The organism is uncultured Rikenella sp. (assembly GCF_948810725.1).
Classification (GTDB): domain Bacteria; phylum Bacteroidota; class Bacteroidia; order Bacteroidales; family Rikenellaceae; genus Rikenella.
The window spans coordinates 53,855-68,894 of record NZ_CAQIVA010000008.1; the positions used below are offsets into that span (position 1 = coordinate 53,855).

14 protein-coding genes and 2 tRNA genes are annotated in these 15,040 nt (G+C 58.5%); 5 read left to right on the forward strand and 11 right to left on the reverse strand.

Annotation, left to right across the window (positions count from 1 at the left end; genetic code table 11):
* Window positions 1-22 precede the first annotated feature (22 nt).
* Window positions 23-1,000: a biotin synthase BioB gene (gene bioB, locus Q9S52_RS04770; RefSeq protein ID WP_304708334.1), complete on the reverse strand. Its 978-nt coding sequence runs from the start codon at window positions 998-1,000 to the stop codon at window positions 23-25.
* An 87-nt stretch (window positions 1,001-1,087) separates the two neighbouring features.
* Here bioB and Q9S52_RS04775 point away from each other — a divergent pair.
* A tRNA-Arg gene (locus tag Q9S52_RS04775) sits at window positions 1,088-1,161 on the forward strand.
* 180 nt (window positions 1,162-1,341) lie between these two features.
* A tRNA-Glu gene (locus Q9S52_RS04780) sits at window positions 1,342-1,413 on the forward strand.
* Window positions 1,414-3,177: 1,764 nt separating this feature from the next.
* On the opposite strand, the gene Q9S52_RS04785 is transcribed toward Q9S52_RS04780, so the two are convergent.
* The 7 genes from Q9S52_RS04785 to Q9S52_RS04815 form a co-directional block, all read right to left on the reverse strand.
* A complete protein-coding gene (locus tag Q9S52_RS04785) occupies window positions 3,178-3,327 on the reverse strand; it encodes a hypothetical protein (RefSeq protein WP_297626037.1) in 150 nt (49 codons plus the stop codon).
* Window positions 3,328-3,458: 131 nt separating this feature from the next.
* Window positions 3,459-4,409, reverse strand: a complete 951-nt coding sequence (locus Q9S52_RS04790) for a methylenetetrahydrofolate reductase (RefSeq protein ID WP_304708335.1) — start codon at window positions 4,407-4,409, stop codon at window positions 3,459-3,461.
* 31 nt (window positions 4,410-4,440) lie between these two features.
* Window positions 4,441-5,880 (reverse strand): carbon starvation protein A, encoded by a 1,440-nt coding sequence (locus tag Q9S52_RS04795; RefSeq protein ID WP_304708336.1) that lies wholly within the window; start codon window positions 5,878-5,880, stop codon window positions 4,441-4,443.
* A gap of 321 nt (window positions 5,881-6,201) precedes the next feature.
* Window positions 6,202-6,351, reverse strand: coding sequence for a hypothetical protein (locus tag Q9S52_RS04800; RefSeq protein ID WP_297626048.1), 150 nt, complete (start codon window positions 6,349-6,351; stop codon window positions 6,202-6,204).
* 111 nt (window positions 6,352-6,462) lie between these two features.
* Window positions 6,463-6,615 (reverse strand): hypothetical protein, encoded by a 153-nt coding sequence (locus Q9S52_RS04805; protein WP_304708337.1) that lies wholly within the window; start codon window positions 6,613-6,615, stop codon window positions 6,463-6,465.
* 126 nt (window positions 6,616-6,741) lie between these two features.
* Window positions 6,742-8,145 carry an adenosylhomocysteinase gene (gene ahcY / locus Q9S52_RS04810; RefSeq protein WP_304708338.1) on the reverse strand — a complete coding sequence of 468 codons (1,404 nt, stop codon included), beginning with the start codon at window positions 8,143-8,145 and terminating at the stop codon, window positions 6,742-6,744.
* A complete protein-coding gene (locus Q9S52_RS04815; RefSeq protein WP_304708339.1) occupies window positions 8,129-8,545 on the reverse strand; it encodes a riboflavin kinase in 417 nt (138 codons plus the stop codon). The genes ahcY and Q9S52_RS04815 overlap by 17 nt, the downstream gene beginning before the upstream one ends.
* A 66-nt stretch (window positions 8,546-8,611) precedes the next feature.
* On the opposite strand from Q9S52_RS04815, the gene Q9S52_RS04820 reads away from it, so the two are divergent.
* The 3 genes from Q9S52_RS04820 to Q9S52_RS04830 all read left to right on the forward strand — a co-directional run bounded on the left by Q9S52_RS04820 (window position 8,612) and on the right by Q9S52_RS04830 (window position 11,593).
* Window positions 8,612-9,166, forward strand: a complete 555-nt coding sequence (locus Q9S52_RS04820) for a MerR family transcriptional regulator (protein WP_294594818.1) — start codon at window positions 8,612-8,614, stop codon at window positions 9,164-9,166.
* A gap of 649 nt (window positions 9,167-9,815) precedes the next feature.
* The gene (locus Q9S52_RS04825) at window positions 9,816-10,802 is read left to right on the forward strand and encodes an iron ABC transporter permease (protein WP_304708340.1); all 987 of its coding nucleotides are present in this window, start codon (window positions 9,816-9,818) and stop codon (window positions 10,800-10,802) included.
* Window positions 10,802-11,593 carry an ABC transporter ATP-binding protein gene (locus Q9S52_RS04830; RefSeq protein WP_304708341.1) on the forward strand — a complete coding sequence of 264 codons (792 nt, stop codon included), beginning with the start codon at window positions 10,802-10,804 and terminating at the stop codon, window positions 11,591-11,593. Before Q9S52_RS04825 ends, Q9S52_RS04830 begins: the two co-directional genes overlap by 1 nt.
* A gap of 60 nt (window positions 11,594-11,653) precedes the next feature.
* Here Q9S52_RS04830 and Q9S52_RS04835 read toward each other — a convergent pair whose 3' ends face one another.
* The 3 genes from Q9S52_RS04835 to Q9S52_RS04845 are packed head-to-tail and all read right to left on the reverse strand — an operon-like array spanning window position 11,654 to window position 14,389.
* Window positions 11,654-12,643: a DUF4349 domain-containing protein gene (locus tag Q9S52_RS04835; RefSeq protein ID WP_304708342.1), complete on the reverse strand. Its 990-nt coding sequence runs from the start codon at window positions 12,641-12,643 to the stop codon at window positions 11,654-11,656.
* Window positions 12,640-13,440 carry a nucleoside triphosphate pyrophosphohydrolase gene (gene mazG / locus Q9S52_RS04840; protein ID WP_304708343.1) on the reverse strand — a complete coding sequence of 267 codons (801 nt, stop codon included), beginning with the start codon at window positions 13,438-13,440 and terminating at the stop codon, window positions 12,640-12,642. The genes Q9S52_RS04835 and mazG overlap by 4 nt, the downstream gene beginning before the upstream one ends.
* A complete protein-coding gene (locus Q9S52_RS04845; protein ID WP_304708344.1) occupies window positions 13,433-14,389 on the reverse strand; it encodes a glycosyltransferase family 2 protein in 957 nt (318 codons plus the stop codon). The genes mazG and Q9S52_RS04845 overlap by 8 nt, the downstream gene beginning before the upstream one ends.
* Window positions 14,390-15,040 lie beyond the last annotated feature (651 nt).

The following is a 15,040-nucleotide window of genomic DNA, read 5'->3' on the forward strand; positions in this document are numbered from 1 at the left end:
TTTTTGTGCTCGGCGGAATCCGTTATTCCGCGAAACCGCACTGTCGGAACATTTCGCGGTCTTCGGCCACTCCGGAGCCGATCGTGGTGAGCAGATCGCCCACGATTGCGGCATTCACACCGCCGCGCAGGGCGCGCTCCTGTACTTCACGTCGCAGCAGTGTCCGGCCGCCGGCAAAGCGGATATGGGCCTGCGGATGGATCAGCCGGAAGAGGGCGAAGGTGCGCAGGATGTCGTCGTCCGACAGGGGCGGCGTGTTTTCGAGCGGTGTGCCCGGTATCGGGTTCAGTACGTTGATCGGGATCGAGTCTGCGCCGATTTCGCGCAGGGCGAAGGCCATTTCTATCCGTTGTTCCGCCGTTTCGCCCATACCGATGATCCCGCCGCTGCAAATCCGCATCCCGGCTTCGCGGGCCCAGCGCAATGTGCTGCGCTTTTCGTCGAAGGTGTGGGTCGTGCAGAGCTGGGGAAAATAGGACGGGGCGGTCTCGATGTTGCAGTGGTAGTGTCCGACGCCGGCCTCTTTCAGGGTTTGCAGCTGTTTGCGGGTCAGCAGTCCCATTGAGGCGCAGAGGTGTCCGTTTCGGAAACCCGGCATCCGTTCCGCGATGGCGCGATAGATGGCGGCGCATTGTCCGATTTCGCGGTCGGTCATGGCGCGTCCGCTGGTCACCAACGAGAACCGGCCGACTCCTTTGTCGTGGTTGTCCTGGGCGTGGCGCAGGGCTTCGGCGGTGTCGGTCAGGGGGTAGACGTCGATTTTCGTCCGATGGTGAACCGACTGGGCGCACCATTTACAATCTTCCGAACAACGGCCGCTGCGGGCGTTCATGATCGAACAGGTGTCCATGCGGTTGCCCATGAAATGGAGTCTCACCCGGTCGGCCGTTCGGCACAGGGCATCGGTCTCGGCTGTGTGCAGAAGATGCCGTGCCTCGTCCGGAGTGAGTCGGTAGCCGTCGGCGATGAGGGCTGTTTCGAGTTCGGGGAGCGTTTTCATGGGTGTGCGGATAGATTTTTGCAAATATAGAGAATATAAATTTTGGAAATGTCGGGAGAATGACTACTTTTGCGGTGCGAAAGCATTGGCGCCGTAGCTTAATTGAATAGAGCATCTGACTACGGATCAGAAGGTTACAGGTTTGAGTCCTGTCGGCGTCACTCTTTGTTCGAAAGGCTTTTTCCTCGCGTTGAGGAGAAAGCCTTTTTGTTTCGGAAAGGTGCGGATGCTGAGCTGCGGGAGGTTTTTGACGCTCCAGAATCAAAAGAAGAGGAGATTTTTTCGACAGACGTTTGGAATTTCCGAAAATGGTTCTACCTTTGCACTGTCATTTCGACGATGGCCCTTTCGTCTATCGGTTAGGACACAAGATTTTCATTCTTGGAAGAGGGGTTCGATTCCCCTAGGGGCTACGAATTTTCAGTAGTTTTGGAGCGGCTTGCCTATTAGGCGAGCCGCTTTTTCGTTGTGGCGTGGGCTGAGATGGCCGCGGAACAAAAAGCTGGGTAGAGGTTGTATTGGAATTTGGGCGGAGGCGGTCGTACGTTATTGGGATAGAGGTTGCTGGTTGTTTGGGCCGAGGTCTTGTGCATGCGGGTATACCCGGCCAAAGCATCCCGTAGGGATGCGCTTTAAAGTTTCTTTGGTTCTTTCTGTTCACAGAAAGAACAGTACCCTCTCATCGCGCGCCACGCCTTAGGAGGGAAATCGTCAAAATGTGCCAGCACATTTTGGCAAGATTTCCCAAGGCGCGCGGAACAGTGAGTTGGCCGAGGCTACCCGCGTTGTATAGGGGTAGAGGCTGCCATTAAATCACCCGAAGGGTGCGCCCGCCCGGCGGACGCGTTCGCGCCACGGCGGGCGGCCTTTATTACTAAAGTAACCGCGCGCCGTCGCCTAAAGAAGCGATTCAATCATTTCGGCGGTGAGTCGAATATGGATGAATCGCGCAGGCGCGCGAACAAAGGATTGGGAAAAGACGGTTCAAAACCCCTCCGCGCGCCGCCGCTTAAGTAGGGAAATCGTCGAAACTCGCTTGCGTGTTTTGACAAGATTTCCCAAGGCGCGCGAAAACGTGGCGGAGCGACAGCGGAGCCGCAGTGAGGCGGACACGGGGCGGAGAACTGGGGCGAGCTTTGGGCTATGCTTGTTCTTCAGGCGGGAAAACCGGATTCGGTTTTCCCGCCGCGCTGGGCCGAGCAGGGGGCTGTGGGTTGGGCTGAGCTGTTGGTCGTGCTTCTGCGGCTCACAGAGCCGCCGGGCTTGCGCGCTGGGCCTTTGGCCCACCCCCAGAGCGCGCAGCCCGAACCCGACAGAATTGGGGCGGTGAGTTAGGCTGAGCTCTTGTGCGACCCTTTGGGTCGCGCAGTTCGCCGCTAGCGGCGAACTGCTATAGGCTGAGAGCGAATAGCGCGATTCCGCGAGGGATCGCCGGCCTCTTATTGGGGTAGAGGCTGCCCAATCGGAGTGCCCGAAGGCACCGGCGCGAGGAAAGGCGCACCGAGGACGAATCTCGCAGAATGGGAGCGACAAGGCCGAACTTGGCAGCTTTGACCGGTGAACGGAGCATTGTTTCAGTGGGTCGGACGCCCGGGAGTGACCGCAGTGAGCCTGCGAACGTTGCGGGCCTCCCGAGGGGGAGGCGTCCGGCCCGCGCGGTTCTGCGAACCGCAGGAGGCAATTTTCAAACGAAGTTTCCATTAAAAAGACACAGCACTTCCACCATTTATTCCGAGCGGTACCGTAACGGAAAACCGTGGCCGCGGTAACCCACGCTGAAGGGATTGAAGTACTGCGTGCTGAAATGCAAAAATACGCTGCCGGTGCCGCTAAAGGCGGACGAGTAGTTGAACCCGTAGCCGCCAACGTTGCCCAGTCCACCCGATCCTGTATCGTGGTAGCCCGAGGCGGGTGTTCTCTTTCCCGTTTATTCCGAGAGGCAACGCAGCTGAAAACCGTGGGCGCGAGTGTGCGAATTATTGGAATCGAGGTATCGAGTACTCAAAGCTAGGCGTATAGCCTTGGTTTCATTGATGGTGGAAGCCCAAATGAAACCATGATTGCCAGAGTGCCACAACGCTGCATCGGCATCGCCGCGGAGGCCCGGGGCGCGCCGCTTGGCAAGCGAATCGGCCCTGTAACCATGGCCGCCTCTATCCCAAGCAATACGTCCTTGTTTATTCTGAGAGGCAACGCAACTGAAGACCATAACTCGGATAGTTAGCACCGTCTGAATTGAGGTGCAGCGTGCTGAATCCCAGGAATACCCCATTAGTCTCGTTGACCGCGGACGACCAACAGAACCCGTTGTTGCCTATGCGTACCAATGTACCATCTGTATGATTGCGGTAGCCCGGGGCCGAAAGACACTCGAAAACTGGCCGGGTTTGTCCCGAAGCCGTTGATGCCGGACAGACCGAACGAACCGGAGATGGGAAAACCGGCTGAAAAGAGAGGCTCAGAACAACGCCCGGGCGATCCGTTCCACATTATCCGCCTTGCCCATCGTATAGAAATGGAGCGCGGGAACTCCCGCCGCCATCAGCTCGCGCCCCTGTGCCACCGCCCACTCGATTCCCACCTCCCGCACAGCCGCATTATCCCGACACCCCTCTACCGCCCGCACCAACTCGTCCGGCAGTTCGATGCCGAACGTCTGCGGCAGCAAGGAGAGCTGCGATTTCGTCGTGAAAGGTTTGAGCCCCGCGACGATCGGAACCCCGATCCCCGCCGCCCGGCACGCTTCGACGTAGGCGAAATATTTCGAATTGTCGAAAAACATCTGGGTCACCACATATTCCGCCCCCGCATTGATTTTGGCTTTCAGGTGGGCGATGTCCGTGGCGAGATTCGGCGCCTCGGCATGTTTTTCCGGATAACCCGCCACGCCGACACAAAAGTTTGTCGGAGCGCTGTGTTCCAGCTCCGAGTCGAGGTATTCGCCCCGATTCATCCGGATGATTTGCCGGACGAGATCCTCCGCATGCAGGTGTCCCCCTTCCGCCGCCCGGAACATCCGTTCGCCGCGCAGGTTGTCACCCCGCAGCGCCAAAATATTGTCGACTCCCAGAAAACTCAGGTCGATCAAGGCGTCCTCGATGTCGTACTTCGAAAATCCGCCGCAAATCAGATGCGGAACGACGTCGATGCCGTAACGTGCCGTAATCGCGGCGGCGATCCCCACCGTTCCCGGCCGTTTGCGTACCACCCGACGCTCCAGCAAGCCGTCGGGACGCTCAATGAGCTTCACCTCTTCGCGGTGGTAGGTGACGTTGATATACGACGGGTGGTAAGGGGCCAGCCGTTCGATCGTGTCGAAAATCGTGTCGATATTATCGCCTTTGAGCGGCGGCAGCAGTTCGAAGGCAAAACGGGTCTTCCCGGTCTCGAATTTTTGAGTGACTTTCATCTGGCGACAAAGATAATCGTTTCCCTCGGCATCACCGACTCGCTGCAACCCGACCGCGCCAGGCGTTCCGCACGTACCACCCCATCGTCCCCACAATCGCGACCGTGATGGCCGAACCGATCGCCAGTCCCGTGTAGTAAGGCATTGCGACTCCTTCGCGGGCGATGAAAATGTAGAAGGAGACGATAAAGGTCATGAATGCGGCCGGCAGGAAAGCCATGGCCCAGTGTCGACGCCGAACGGCCAGGTAGACGGTCACCGTCCAGAGACAGATGGCAGCCAGTACCTGATTGGCCCAGGCGAAGTATTTCCAGATGACTTCGAACGGCATGAGGGTGATGGCCACCCCGACCAGAAAGATCGGAAGCGAGATATAAAGCCGTTTCAGGAGGTGTTTCTGTTCGAGGTGCAGGAAGTCGGCCGCAATGAGCCGCGCGCAGCGGAAAGCCGTGTCTCCGCTCGTGATCGGGGCGACCACTACGCCCAGCAGGGCCAGAAAGGCGCCGACTTTGCCCAACGTGGTATTGGTAATCGTCTCCACGGCCCAGGCGGCGTTCCCGCCGTGTGCCGCGAGCGCTTCGCTCAGCCCCTCCGTTCCGCCCCAGAAGGCCATCCCGATGGCGGCCCAGATCAGGGCGATCACCCCTTCCGAAACCATTGCGCCGTAGAAAACGGGACGTCCCTGTCGCTCGTTGGTGACGCACCGGGCCATCATCGGCGACTGGGTGGCGTGGAATCCCGATACGGCGCCGCAGGCGATCGTAATGAACAGGGTGGGGATAATCGGCAATCCCTGCGGATTGGCCGTAAAGTTGCCGAACGATGCGGCCGAGAGGTTCGGAATCTCGTAAGGCCCGAAAAACAGCACGCCTAAGATGCCGAGCGCCATGACGAACAGAGCGATGCCGAAGATCGGGTAGAACCGGCCGATAATTTTGTCGATGGGCAGCAGAGTGGCTAAAATGTAGTAGGCCAGAATGATCCAGACCCAAACCGACTGGCTCAGTCCGGTGAATCCTTCGAGGATGCCGGCGGGCCCGACCATGAAGACGGCGCCGACGAGCACCATCAGAAAGAGGGTAAAGGCGCGCATGACTTGTCGCACGGTCAGCCCCATGTAGCGTCCGACGATCTCCGGAAAGCTCACGCCGCCCTCTTTGAGCGAAATCATGCCGCTGGCGTAGTCCTGCAAGCCGCCGACGAAGATCGTTCCGAAGGTGATCCACAGGAAGGCGACGGGGCCGTACATGGCCCCCAGCAGGGCGCCGAAGATGGGGCCGAGTCCGGCGATGTTCAGCAGCTGGATCAGAAAGGTTTTCCAGGCGGGCAGGGGCAGATAGTCCACTCCGTCGCGGTGGGTTTCGGAGGGTACGGCCGCTTTCGGATCGGCTCCGAACTGCCGTTCCAGATAACGGGCGTAGGTGAAGTAGGAGCCGACGAGGAGGGCCAAACAGATTAAAAATGTAGTCATGACGGTCGAACGTTTTTGCTGCATGTGTGATTCTGTTCGTGCGGTTCGATGCAGCGGTGCAAAGATAAGGATTCGGGCGTCAGGCTGTTCTTTCGGAGGCCGTTTTCGGTGTTACGCAGGGCGTGGCACGGAATTTGAATCCGATTTCGGGTGTATCAATTATCGAACATTCTATTTAATTAGCTATTGTTAGTAAAATCAGGCTTGGCGCTTCGCAGGGCTTCCGTATTTCGAATGGTCGGGGGCTCTGCGGGGCGCAGGCTATTTTTTTGTAGGGGTTAGGGTAGTTTCAGCCCCTTGCCCCCCGCGGGCCCGCGGCGTTTATTCCGAGAGGCAACGCAACGGAAAACCGTGGGCGCGGTCTGTCGTGTAATTGGGGATGAGTCCTATCGTATTGAAGCTCAGGTAGACGCCTTTTATGTCGTTGACCGCAGAGGTCCAGCTGTATCCGGAGTTGCCGACGTCACTCAACGCGCCTGAGGTGCTGAGGCGGAAGCCCGGGGCGGGCCGCAGGGCGTTTTACTGGCTGCCTCGGCTTCAAGTTAGGGTAGAGGCTGGCATTAAAAGACGCTGTGCGTCCGTTTATTCCGAGAGGCAACGCAACTGAAAACCGTAGGCACGGCTACTCGAGTAGCTGGGGCCGATCCACGTCACACCAAAACTCAAGTTCATGCCACCGGTACCGCTGACCGTAGAAGCCCAGCTGTAACCATTGCCGCCGACACCGTTCAGCACGCCATTGGCTCTTTCGCGGAAGCCCGGGGCGGGGCGTTGTGTGATCCGAATCTTCCGCCCCGAGCATAAAAATACGGCCTGCCGCCGGAGCTGCAGACCGCATGAAAATGAATAGGAAGTACCGGATCAGTACCGATAGAAGTCCGCTTTATACGGCCCGTCGACCGAAACTCCGATATAGTCCGCCTGAGCCGGTGTCAGGCGTGTCAGATGAGCTCCGATCTGCTCCAGATGCAGCCGGGCCACCTCCTCGTCCAGGTGTTTCGGCAGCCGATAGACCCCCGTCTCGTAATCCCGCTGCCACAGGTCGAGCTGTGCCAACGTCTGGTTCGTGAACGAGTTGCTCATGACGAACGACGGATGGCCCGTCGCACAGCCTAAGTTCACCAGCCGTCCCTCGGCCAGAATGAAAATCGAGTGTCCGTCTTCCGCGAACGTATAGCGGTCGACCTGCGGTTTGATCTCCGTGCGCGTCGCCCCCTCGAATGCGTTGAGGCGATCCATCTGAATCTCGTTGTCGAAATGGCCGATGTTGCAGACGATCGACTGATCCCGCATCTGTCGCATGTGTTCCAGCGTGATGATATCCCGGTTCCCCGTCGTGGTGACATAGATATTCCCCTCCGGCAAAGCATCCTCGACCGTCTTCACCTCGAAACCCTCCATCGCCGCCTGCAAAGCGCAGATCGGGTCGATCTCCGTCACAATGACCCTGGCGCCATAATGCCGCATGCTCGCCGCGCATCCTTTGCCCACATCCCCGTAGCCGCAGACTACCACCACTTTGCCCGCGATCATCACGTCCGTCGCCCGCTTGATGCCGTCCGCCAGCGACTCCCGGCAGCCGTACAGGTTGTCGAACTTCGATTTCGTGACCGAATCATTGACATTAATGGCCGGAAAGAGCAGCTCTCCGCGTTCCATCATCCGGTAGAGCCGGTGCACCCCCGTAGTGGTCTCCTCCGAAACCCCTCGCAACTCGTCCACCGTTGCGTGCCACTTGCCCGGGTCGGTTTTCAAAGTCTCTTTCAACAGGTTCAGGATGACCTGTTCTTCGTGATTCGCCGCCGTCCGATCTAAAACCGAAGCGTCGTCCTCTGCTGCAAACCCTTTGTGGATCAACAGGGTGGCATCCCCTCCGTCGTCTACGATCAGGTGCGGCCCTTTTCCTCCCGGAAAAGTCATCGCCTCGCGCGTGCACCACCAGTAATCCTCCAGCGTCTCTCCCTTCCAGGCGAAAACCGGCACCCCGGCTGCCGCAATGGCCGCCGCTGCGTGATCCTGTGTCGAAAAGATGTTGCAGGAGCACCACCGCACATCCGCCCCCAGCTCCACTAAGGTTTCGATCAATACCGCCGTCTGGATCGTCATGTGCAGCGACCCCATGATCCTTGCCCCCTGTAAAGGCTTCGAGGGCCCGTATTTCTTGCGCAGAGCCATCAGGCCCGGCATCTCGTGTTCGGCGATTTCGATCTCTTTGCGTCCCCATTCGGCCAGAGACATGTCGGCCACTTTATAAGGTAAACTCATCCTGTGCTATGATATTGAGTGCATTTTCTTTGTCTTCTTCCATCGCCTGGCGCAACTCCTCCACCGAGGCGAATTTCCGTTCGGGCCGGAGGTAGCGTAAAAGGTCGAGCCGGAGCTCCCGTCCGTACAGATCGCCGGAAAAATCGAACAGCCAGGCTTCGGCTTTGGTCTTCTCTTCCCGCGTCACGGTCGGGGCGGTTCCGATGTTGACCAATGCCCACCGCCGTTGGGTGCTGTCGTCGTCATCCCATGCCGCTCGGGCCAGCCAAACGCCGTTCTGCTCTTTGTCCCGACTCCGGTCGGTGGCGGCGAGTTCGATGTTGGCGGTCGGGAAACCGAGCGTCCGGCCCAGCCGGCGTCCGGTCGTCACGGTGCCTCGTATGGTGTGTCGCTTTTGCATCCGGTGGTCAAAGGTATGGAAAAAATCGCTATCTTGGCAGACTGAACCGAAACCTCGATTTTCCGTATGACCGATAAGAAAAAGGGCTCTCGAAAGATGTTTTTCAGCATGGGCGAAGTCTCCGAAATGTTCGACGTGAATCCCTCGTTGATTCGTTTCTGGGAGAAGCGGTTCGACGTGCTCAAACCGAAAAAGAATGCCAAGGGAAACCGGCTTTTTACGCCGGAGGATATCGAGAACCTGAAGCTGATCTACCATTTGGTGAAAGAGAAGGGGATGACGCTGGCGGGGGCGGAAAAGTATATCAAGGACAACAAAAATTCGTTGAAACGGGATGTTCAGATTTTGGAACACCTGGGACGGATTCGGGCGGCATTGCTGGAGATCAAGACGGAACTGGGGGCGGAGAGTACGGATACGGAGATCGTGGTGCGGACGGAGGCGTTGGCCGAGGCGGTGAACGAGGCTCTTCCGGCGGAAGCGGAAGTAGAAATGGCGGAGGAGACGGAGGAGGTGGTTGTGGCCGAGGCTGAGGTCTCGTCGAGCGAGGAGCGGGGGACTCCAGAGGAGGGAGGGACGGAAAAACCGCGATATATCGAACCGACACTATTCGACTTTTAACTTTTGGGATTTTTTTGAGAGGCGGTGCTCTTATCAATAGCTTTGGGGCGAGAGCGATTCGCGCGATTCCGCGAGGAATCGCCGGCCTTGTCGCCTAGGCGCGGAGCGCCTCGGGGGGGATGGGCGGCAGCCCGAACCCGACAGAATTGGGGCGGTGAATGGGGGTGTTGCTTATGCGACCCAACGGCCCGCTTACAGTGCGTTTCCGCTTAACAGATAGAAATATGCTCTTGTGGTTCGGGTCGGAGCCAGCGTAGCCGGAAACGAGCTTCGCGAGGTTGCAGGCCTACGCCTGGGGTGGCTCCGGCCCGGGCGGTTCTTCGAACCGCAGGGATGCAACTTAAATGCAGGGTTGGGTGGTCAGTTACTTAGGGTAGTTCCAGCCCATTGCCCACCGCGAGCGGCACCCCCGTTTATTCCGAGAGGCACCGCAACTGAAAACCGTAGGCACGGTAATCAGTGCTGCCGGGACGGAGCCATGTGCCCCCGAAAATCAAGTTCAGGCCACTGCTCCCACTGGTTGTGGAAGACCAGGCGTAACCCCCGCTACCCCCGTGGCCCGGTGTGCCATCCGTGCGATCGCGGTAGCCCGGGGCGAAACACCGCTGCCCCGAACCCTTACCCGACAGAAAGATAGAACCGAAGAACGTTGAGAACGAAATTCATACTCCTCATTGTACTGCTCGTCGCACTGTTCGGAGCCGATGTGGTCGTCGGTTCGACAGGGCTGTTGTGGCCCTTCGGTGCCGGTCGGGATGACGTGGCGTGGCGGATTCTGTTCGACTTCCGGCTGCCCAAAGCGACTGCGGCATGGTTGGTCGGGAGCGCGCTGGCCGTGAGCGGTCTGCTGATGCAGACCGTCTTTCGGAATCCTTTGGCAGGGCCTTACGTGCTGGGCGTCAGCTCGGGAGCGAGTCTTGGCGTGGCGCTTTTTCTGCTCGGAGCGCCCGTGCTCGGCGGCCTCGGCGTGGCGCGCGATCTCGGAACGGCCGTGGCTGCATGGGGTGGAGCAGTGGCGGTGCTGGTCGTCGTGATGGCCGTTTCGGCCCGCATCAAGGATATTATGGCCGTGCTGATCCTCGGGATGATGTTCGGCAGCGGCGCCGCGGCGCTGGTCGATGTCTTGCAGTATTTCAGCAGCGACAGCGCGTTGAAAGGGTTCGTCATCTGGTCGATGGGGAGCCTCGGCGGGCTGTCGCACGTCCAGCTACTGATTCTCGCCTTGTGTGTCGGCGGAGGGATGCTGCTGGCCGTTCTTTCCGTGAAACCGTTGAACCTTTTGTTGTTGGGTGACGGATATGCCCGGAGTATGGGAGTCTCGATCCGGCGGGTGCGGACGGTGATTTTTTTGGCGACCTCATTGCTGGCGGGCGGCGTGACGGCCTTCTGCGGGCCGATCGGGTTCGTCGGCATCGCCGTGCCGCACCTGGCCCGGATGTGCTTTCGGAGGGCCGACCACCGGATCCTGCTGCCCGCTTCGATGTTGATCGGGGCCGATCTGGTGCTCCTGTGCGACCTCTTGTCGCAACTGCCGGGCACCGATCTGATCTTGCCCATCAATACGCTGACGGCGCTGGTGGGGATACCGGTGGTGGTCGCTGTGGTGGTCAATAACAAACGCGGGAGGATGATGTAATGGGGCTCGAAATCGAATCGCTCACCCTCGGTTACCGACCGAAGCGGAAAGAGGAGCGCATTTTGCAAACGGGGTTGACGCTGCGGGCCGGGGAGGGGAAGATCGTGGCCCTGCTGGGCCGGAACGGGGTCGGAAAGAGTACCCTCCTGCGGGTCTTGGCCGGTGTGCGGGTGCCGTTGGGCGGATCGGTGTCGTTGGACGGCGAGGAGTTGTTGCGGCTCGCTCCGGCGGAACGGGCCAAACGGATCGCCTTTGTGACCACGGAGTCGGTGACGGTGGCTCACTTGCGTGTGTACGAGGCGGTGGCTATGGGGAGAGCGCCGTATACGGGGTGGTTCGGATCGTTGTCGACGGAGGATGAGCGGCGGGTGGCCGAGGCATTGGAGCAGGTCGGGATGACCGCCTTTCGCGAGAAGACGCTCGACACGCTCAGCGACGGAGAGCGGCAGCGGGTGATGATTGCGCGGGCCTTGGCGCAGGACACGCCGGTGATGCTGCTCGACGAGCCGACGGCTTTTCTCGACCTGCCGAACCGGTATCACACCGTTCTGCTGTTGAGGCGGCTGGCGCATCGGACGGGCAAGATCGTCGTTTTTTCGTCTCACGACCTGTCGGTGGCGCTCCAGTTGTGCGACGTGTTGTGGGTGATGGGGCGCGACGGAGTGGAGGCGGGTGCGCCGGACGAGTTGTTGGCGAACGGAGCGATCGGGCGGATATTTGGTGATTTGCCGTTGCATTGCGGGGCCGACGGAACGATTCGATGGACGGTTCCGTTCGGGGATGGGGAGTAACGCGAACGCCGGCTGTCGTGATAAACGACAGCCGGCGTTCGCATTTGCCGTAAAGCGGCATTATTGTTTTTTCTTGCGGCAGAATCGTTTCCGGCACCACAAGACGCCCCACACGATCGCTCCCCCCAGAATCAGCCACCAGATGTGGAACAGGAACAACACGATGATCCGCAGTACGCTGAGGCCGCGCGACAAAGCTTGTCCCGCCTCTTTCCAGAATCCCGGACGATAAGGCTGCACCTCGTCCGACTGCGGAAGTACCTCGTTTCGAACCGTTTCGCGCTGGTAGAGGTGCAGCGTCACGGTGCTGAACCGAATCCGGTCGTTCAACCGCCGGAGCTGCAACACGGCTTCGTCTCCTTCGAGCGTGCGTTTGAACGTCGCCTCCGTAGCGGAGTCTGTCCGAGGCCGCCGGTTCGAATCCGATACATATTTCTTATATCGTTTGTCGGTCTGTTGCCGTCCCTGCCAGTCGAGCGTCACATCCTCCGCCTCCATCTTGCGGTAGTCCAGAAAGTCGATGTGGTTCGAAATCAGCTGCAATACCGTGTCCAGCCGTTCGCTCGGCACCCGGATCTTCATCCGGCACGAGAGCCGATGCGTGGTGGTCTCCAGGATCGAATCCCGACTGAGCGGTGTCGTTCGGGTCGAAAAGACCGAATTTTCCATATTGCTGCTCTCTACGAAGCCCCCCTGTTGCCGCACGATCTCTTCGATCGAGTAGATCGAGGTGGCCAAGTGTTTGACGCGGAACTTCATCGTCGCCGTGCGGACGAACCGTCGCGAGCTGTCCGACGAAGCCACCGAACCCGTGGCCAGCAGCTCCCGCCACTCCGCTTCGCCCTTGTTGCGGCCTGCTCCGGACGGAGTACCTCCGTAGACGGCATCGGCAGCGTTCGTTATTCCCTCGTCCTTCGACAGGTCGACCTCTTCGACTTCTACGGCAGCCTCTTCCTCGGGCAGGTCCGAGGAGCTACCGTGCGATCCGCAACCCGGCAAGCCGAGCAGGGCCGTTGCGCTTATCCAAAGCAGAATCAACCGTTTTTTCATAACGTTTCGTCGTTTAGGGGTTTGGTCTTTGCCTCGTTCCAGTATCGCTCCATCTCATCCGCCGGGAGGTCTTGTAAAGATATGCCTTTTTCCTTGGCTTTGTGCTCCATGTAGCCGAAGCGCGCCATGAATTTCCGGTTCGTCCGCTCCAGCGCCAGGTCGGGATTCACCCCGTACAGCCGCGAGGCGTTCACTACCGAAAAGAGCAGGTCGCCGAACTCCGCCTCCAACCGGTCGGCATCCGCACCCTCTATTTCGGCCTGAATCTCCTCCGTCTCTTCCCGCACCTTTGCCCACACCTCCTGCCGTTCGTGCCAGTCGAATCCCACCGTCGCCGCCTTCTGTTGAATCCGGCAGGCCTTCGGCAAGGCAGGCATCCCCTTCGGCACCCCCGCCAGAATCGTCTTGTTGCCGTCTTTCTCTTTCTGCTTCAGCACCTCCCAGTTCTGCACCACCCGCCCCGCATCGGCCGCCACCGCCTCGCCGTAGACGTGCGGGTGGCGGTAGATCAGTTTTTCGCAGAGCGCCGTCGCCACGTCGCCGATGTCGAACCGCCCCTCCTCCTGTGCGATCCGGGCGTAGAAAACGATGTGCAGCAGCAGGTCGCCCAACTCCTTCTTTATATATAGAGGATCGCCCTCCACGATGGCGTCCATCAGTTCGAAACACTCTTCGATGGTGGCGTTCCGCAGCGAGAGCATTGTCTGCTCCCGATCCCACGGACATTTGACCCGCAGTTCGTCCATAATGTCCAGCAGCCGTCCGATGGCGGCCAGCTTTTCTTCCCGGCTATTCATGATCTCTTTTGGTTGTGTGTCTGTTTTCGCGTGTTTGTCGGCCCTGTTTCCAAGCCGCCGCATTGATTTCTGCCCATTCGGCGTACCGTTCTCGTTTCGCATGGTTGCCCGTGAGTCGTCCCCACGCGGCGTGCAGCCGGTATCCTGTTTGGGCGAGCCGATATGCCCATCGGGCATGACTCGTTCCGTGTACTTTATTATAATAGATGTATTTCGACTCTTGTATCCGTTGAAATTTGGTGTTCGGCACCGTGCACGACTGTCCGGCCAGGTGAATGATCCGGGCCTGAGGTACCGACCAGACCTCGAATCCGCTTCGCCGGATACGCACGCAGAGCTCGATGTCTTCGTAGTACATGAAAAAGTCGGGATCGAAAGCCTCCCGGTTTTTCAAGGCGGCTCTTCTGACCATCAGATCCGCTCCCACGATGTATCCGACTTGCCGCGGCTCGGACGTGTGGTTGAACCAAGGCTCGTTCGGCCACAGGCGCCGCTTGATGAAGGCGGGCAATTCCCAGCCGAGTCCGTGCACCGACGCGAACGATCGATTGGGTGCGGTTCCGTCTGCGCGGAACAGGTTTCCGCCCGCTACTCCCGCTTCCGGACGGTTGTCCAGAAATTCCGCCAGAATGGCCGGCGCATCGTTGAGCAGTACGGTATCCGAGTTGAGGAAAAAGAGGTATTCCGCTTCTCCGAAACGTTCCTCCAATATCCTCACACCCAAATTATTGGCACGTCCGAAACCGAGATTTTCACCGGCCTCCACACAGACGACCTCCGGAAATTCACTTCGTACCATCTCGGCCGATCCGTCCGTCGAGCCGTTGTCCACCACCGCCACCCGGATTGTCTCCTCGCCCCCGTGCGATAGGTAGGTAGCGAGTGATTGCAGGCAATTCCGCAGGAGCGCGCACGTGTTATAGTTGACAATGACGATTCCTATTCGCATCGGTTGTTGTTTTTTTGATACTCTATATCGGTTTGGGTATAAGAGTACTACAAAGCTACGGAAAAAAAGAATTCGAAAAAATATTCGAAAATGTTTGCAAAGACCGGAAAGGTGATTACCTTTGCATCCGCAAAAGAGAGGAGGTGCGTGGGATGGTGGGGTGGCAGAAAAAAGTGAAAAAGTTTTTGCAGAATTGAAATTTTGAATTACCTTTGCAGTCCGTTTCGGAAGTTTTTCCGGCGGACGCAATAAAGTTGCTGTTTTTTCGTTCGTATTCATCCGGGAGTTTCCGGAAGCGAACGTGAAAATATGAAGACCTGAAAAGGTCGACAGTTCATTGAAGTATTGCAGTTGTAGTACAAGTTTAGGAGCCAGTAATGGCTCGTCACCTAGAGATAGGTGGGAAAAAAGCTTAGTCAATAAAAGAAACAGGTAGTAAAGAAACCGGAGCACAGGACGACGGTTCGACGAGAGTCGTAAGATTTTCGTCACTGCCGGAGAAGATCGATCAGGTTTTCGGCCTTCGGGCCCTCGGATTCCATAGAGGATCGAAAATCGGTTCGAAGATATTCGGTAGTAAAAGGACGTCGAAGACATTCATTTTTACAATGGAGAGTTTGATCCTGGCTCAGGATAAACGCTAGCGGCAGG

Excerpts from the sequence above, each read along its gene's own strand:
- bioB (WP_304708334.1), bottom strand. The coding sequence starts at position 1,000 with ATGAAAACGCTCCCCGAACTCGAAACAGCCCTCATCGCCGACGGCTAC.
- Q9S52_RS04790 (WP_304708335.1), bottom strand. The coding sequence starts at position 4,409 with ATGAAAGTCACTCAAAAATTCGAGACCGGGAAGACCCGTTTTGCCTTC.
- Q9S52_RS04795 (WP_304708336.1), bottom strand. The coding sequence starts at position 5,880 with ATGACTACATTTTTAATCTGTTTGGCCCTCCTCGTCGGCTCCTACTTC.
- ahcY (WP_304708338.1), bottom strand. The coding sequence starts at position 8,145 with ATGAGTTTACCTTATAAAGTGGCCGACATGTCTCTGGCCGAATGGGGA.
- Q9S52_RS04815 (WP_304708339.1), bottom strand. The coding sequence starts at position 8,545 with ATGCAAAAGCGACACACCATACGAGGCACCGTGACGACCGGACGCCGG.
- Q9S52_RS04820 (WP_294594818.1), top strand. The coding sequence starts at position 8,612 with ATGACCGATAAGAAAAAGGGCTCTCGAAAGATGTTTTTCAGCATGGGC.
- Q9S52_RS04830 (WP_304708341.1), top strand. The coding sequence starts at position 10,802 with ATGGGGCTCGAAATCGAATCGCTCACCCTCGGTTACCGACCGAAGCGG.
- Q9S52_RS04835 (WP_304708342.1), bottom strand. The coding sequence starts at position 12,643 with ATGAAAAAACGGTTGATTCTGCTTTGGATAAGCGCAACGGCCCTGCTC.
- mazG (WP_304708343.1), bottom strand. The coding sequence starts at position 13,440 with ATGAATAGCCGGGAAGAAAAGCTGGCCGCCATCGGACGGCTGCTGGAC.
- Q9S52_RS04845 (WP_304708344.1), bottom strand. The coding sequence starts at position 14,389 with ATGCGAATAGGAATCGTCATTGTCAACTATAACACGTGCGCGCTCCTG.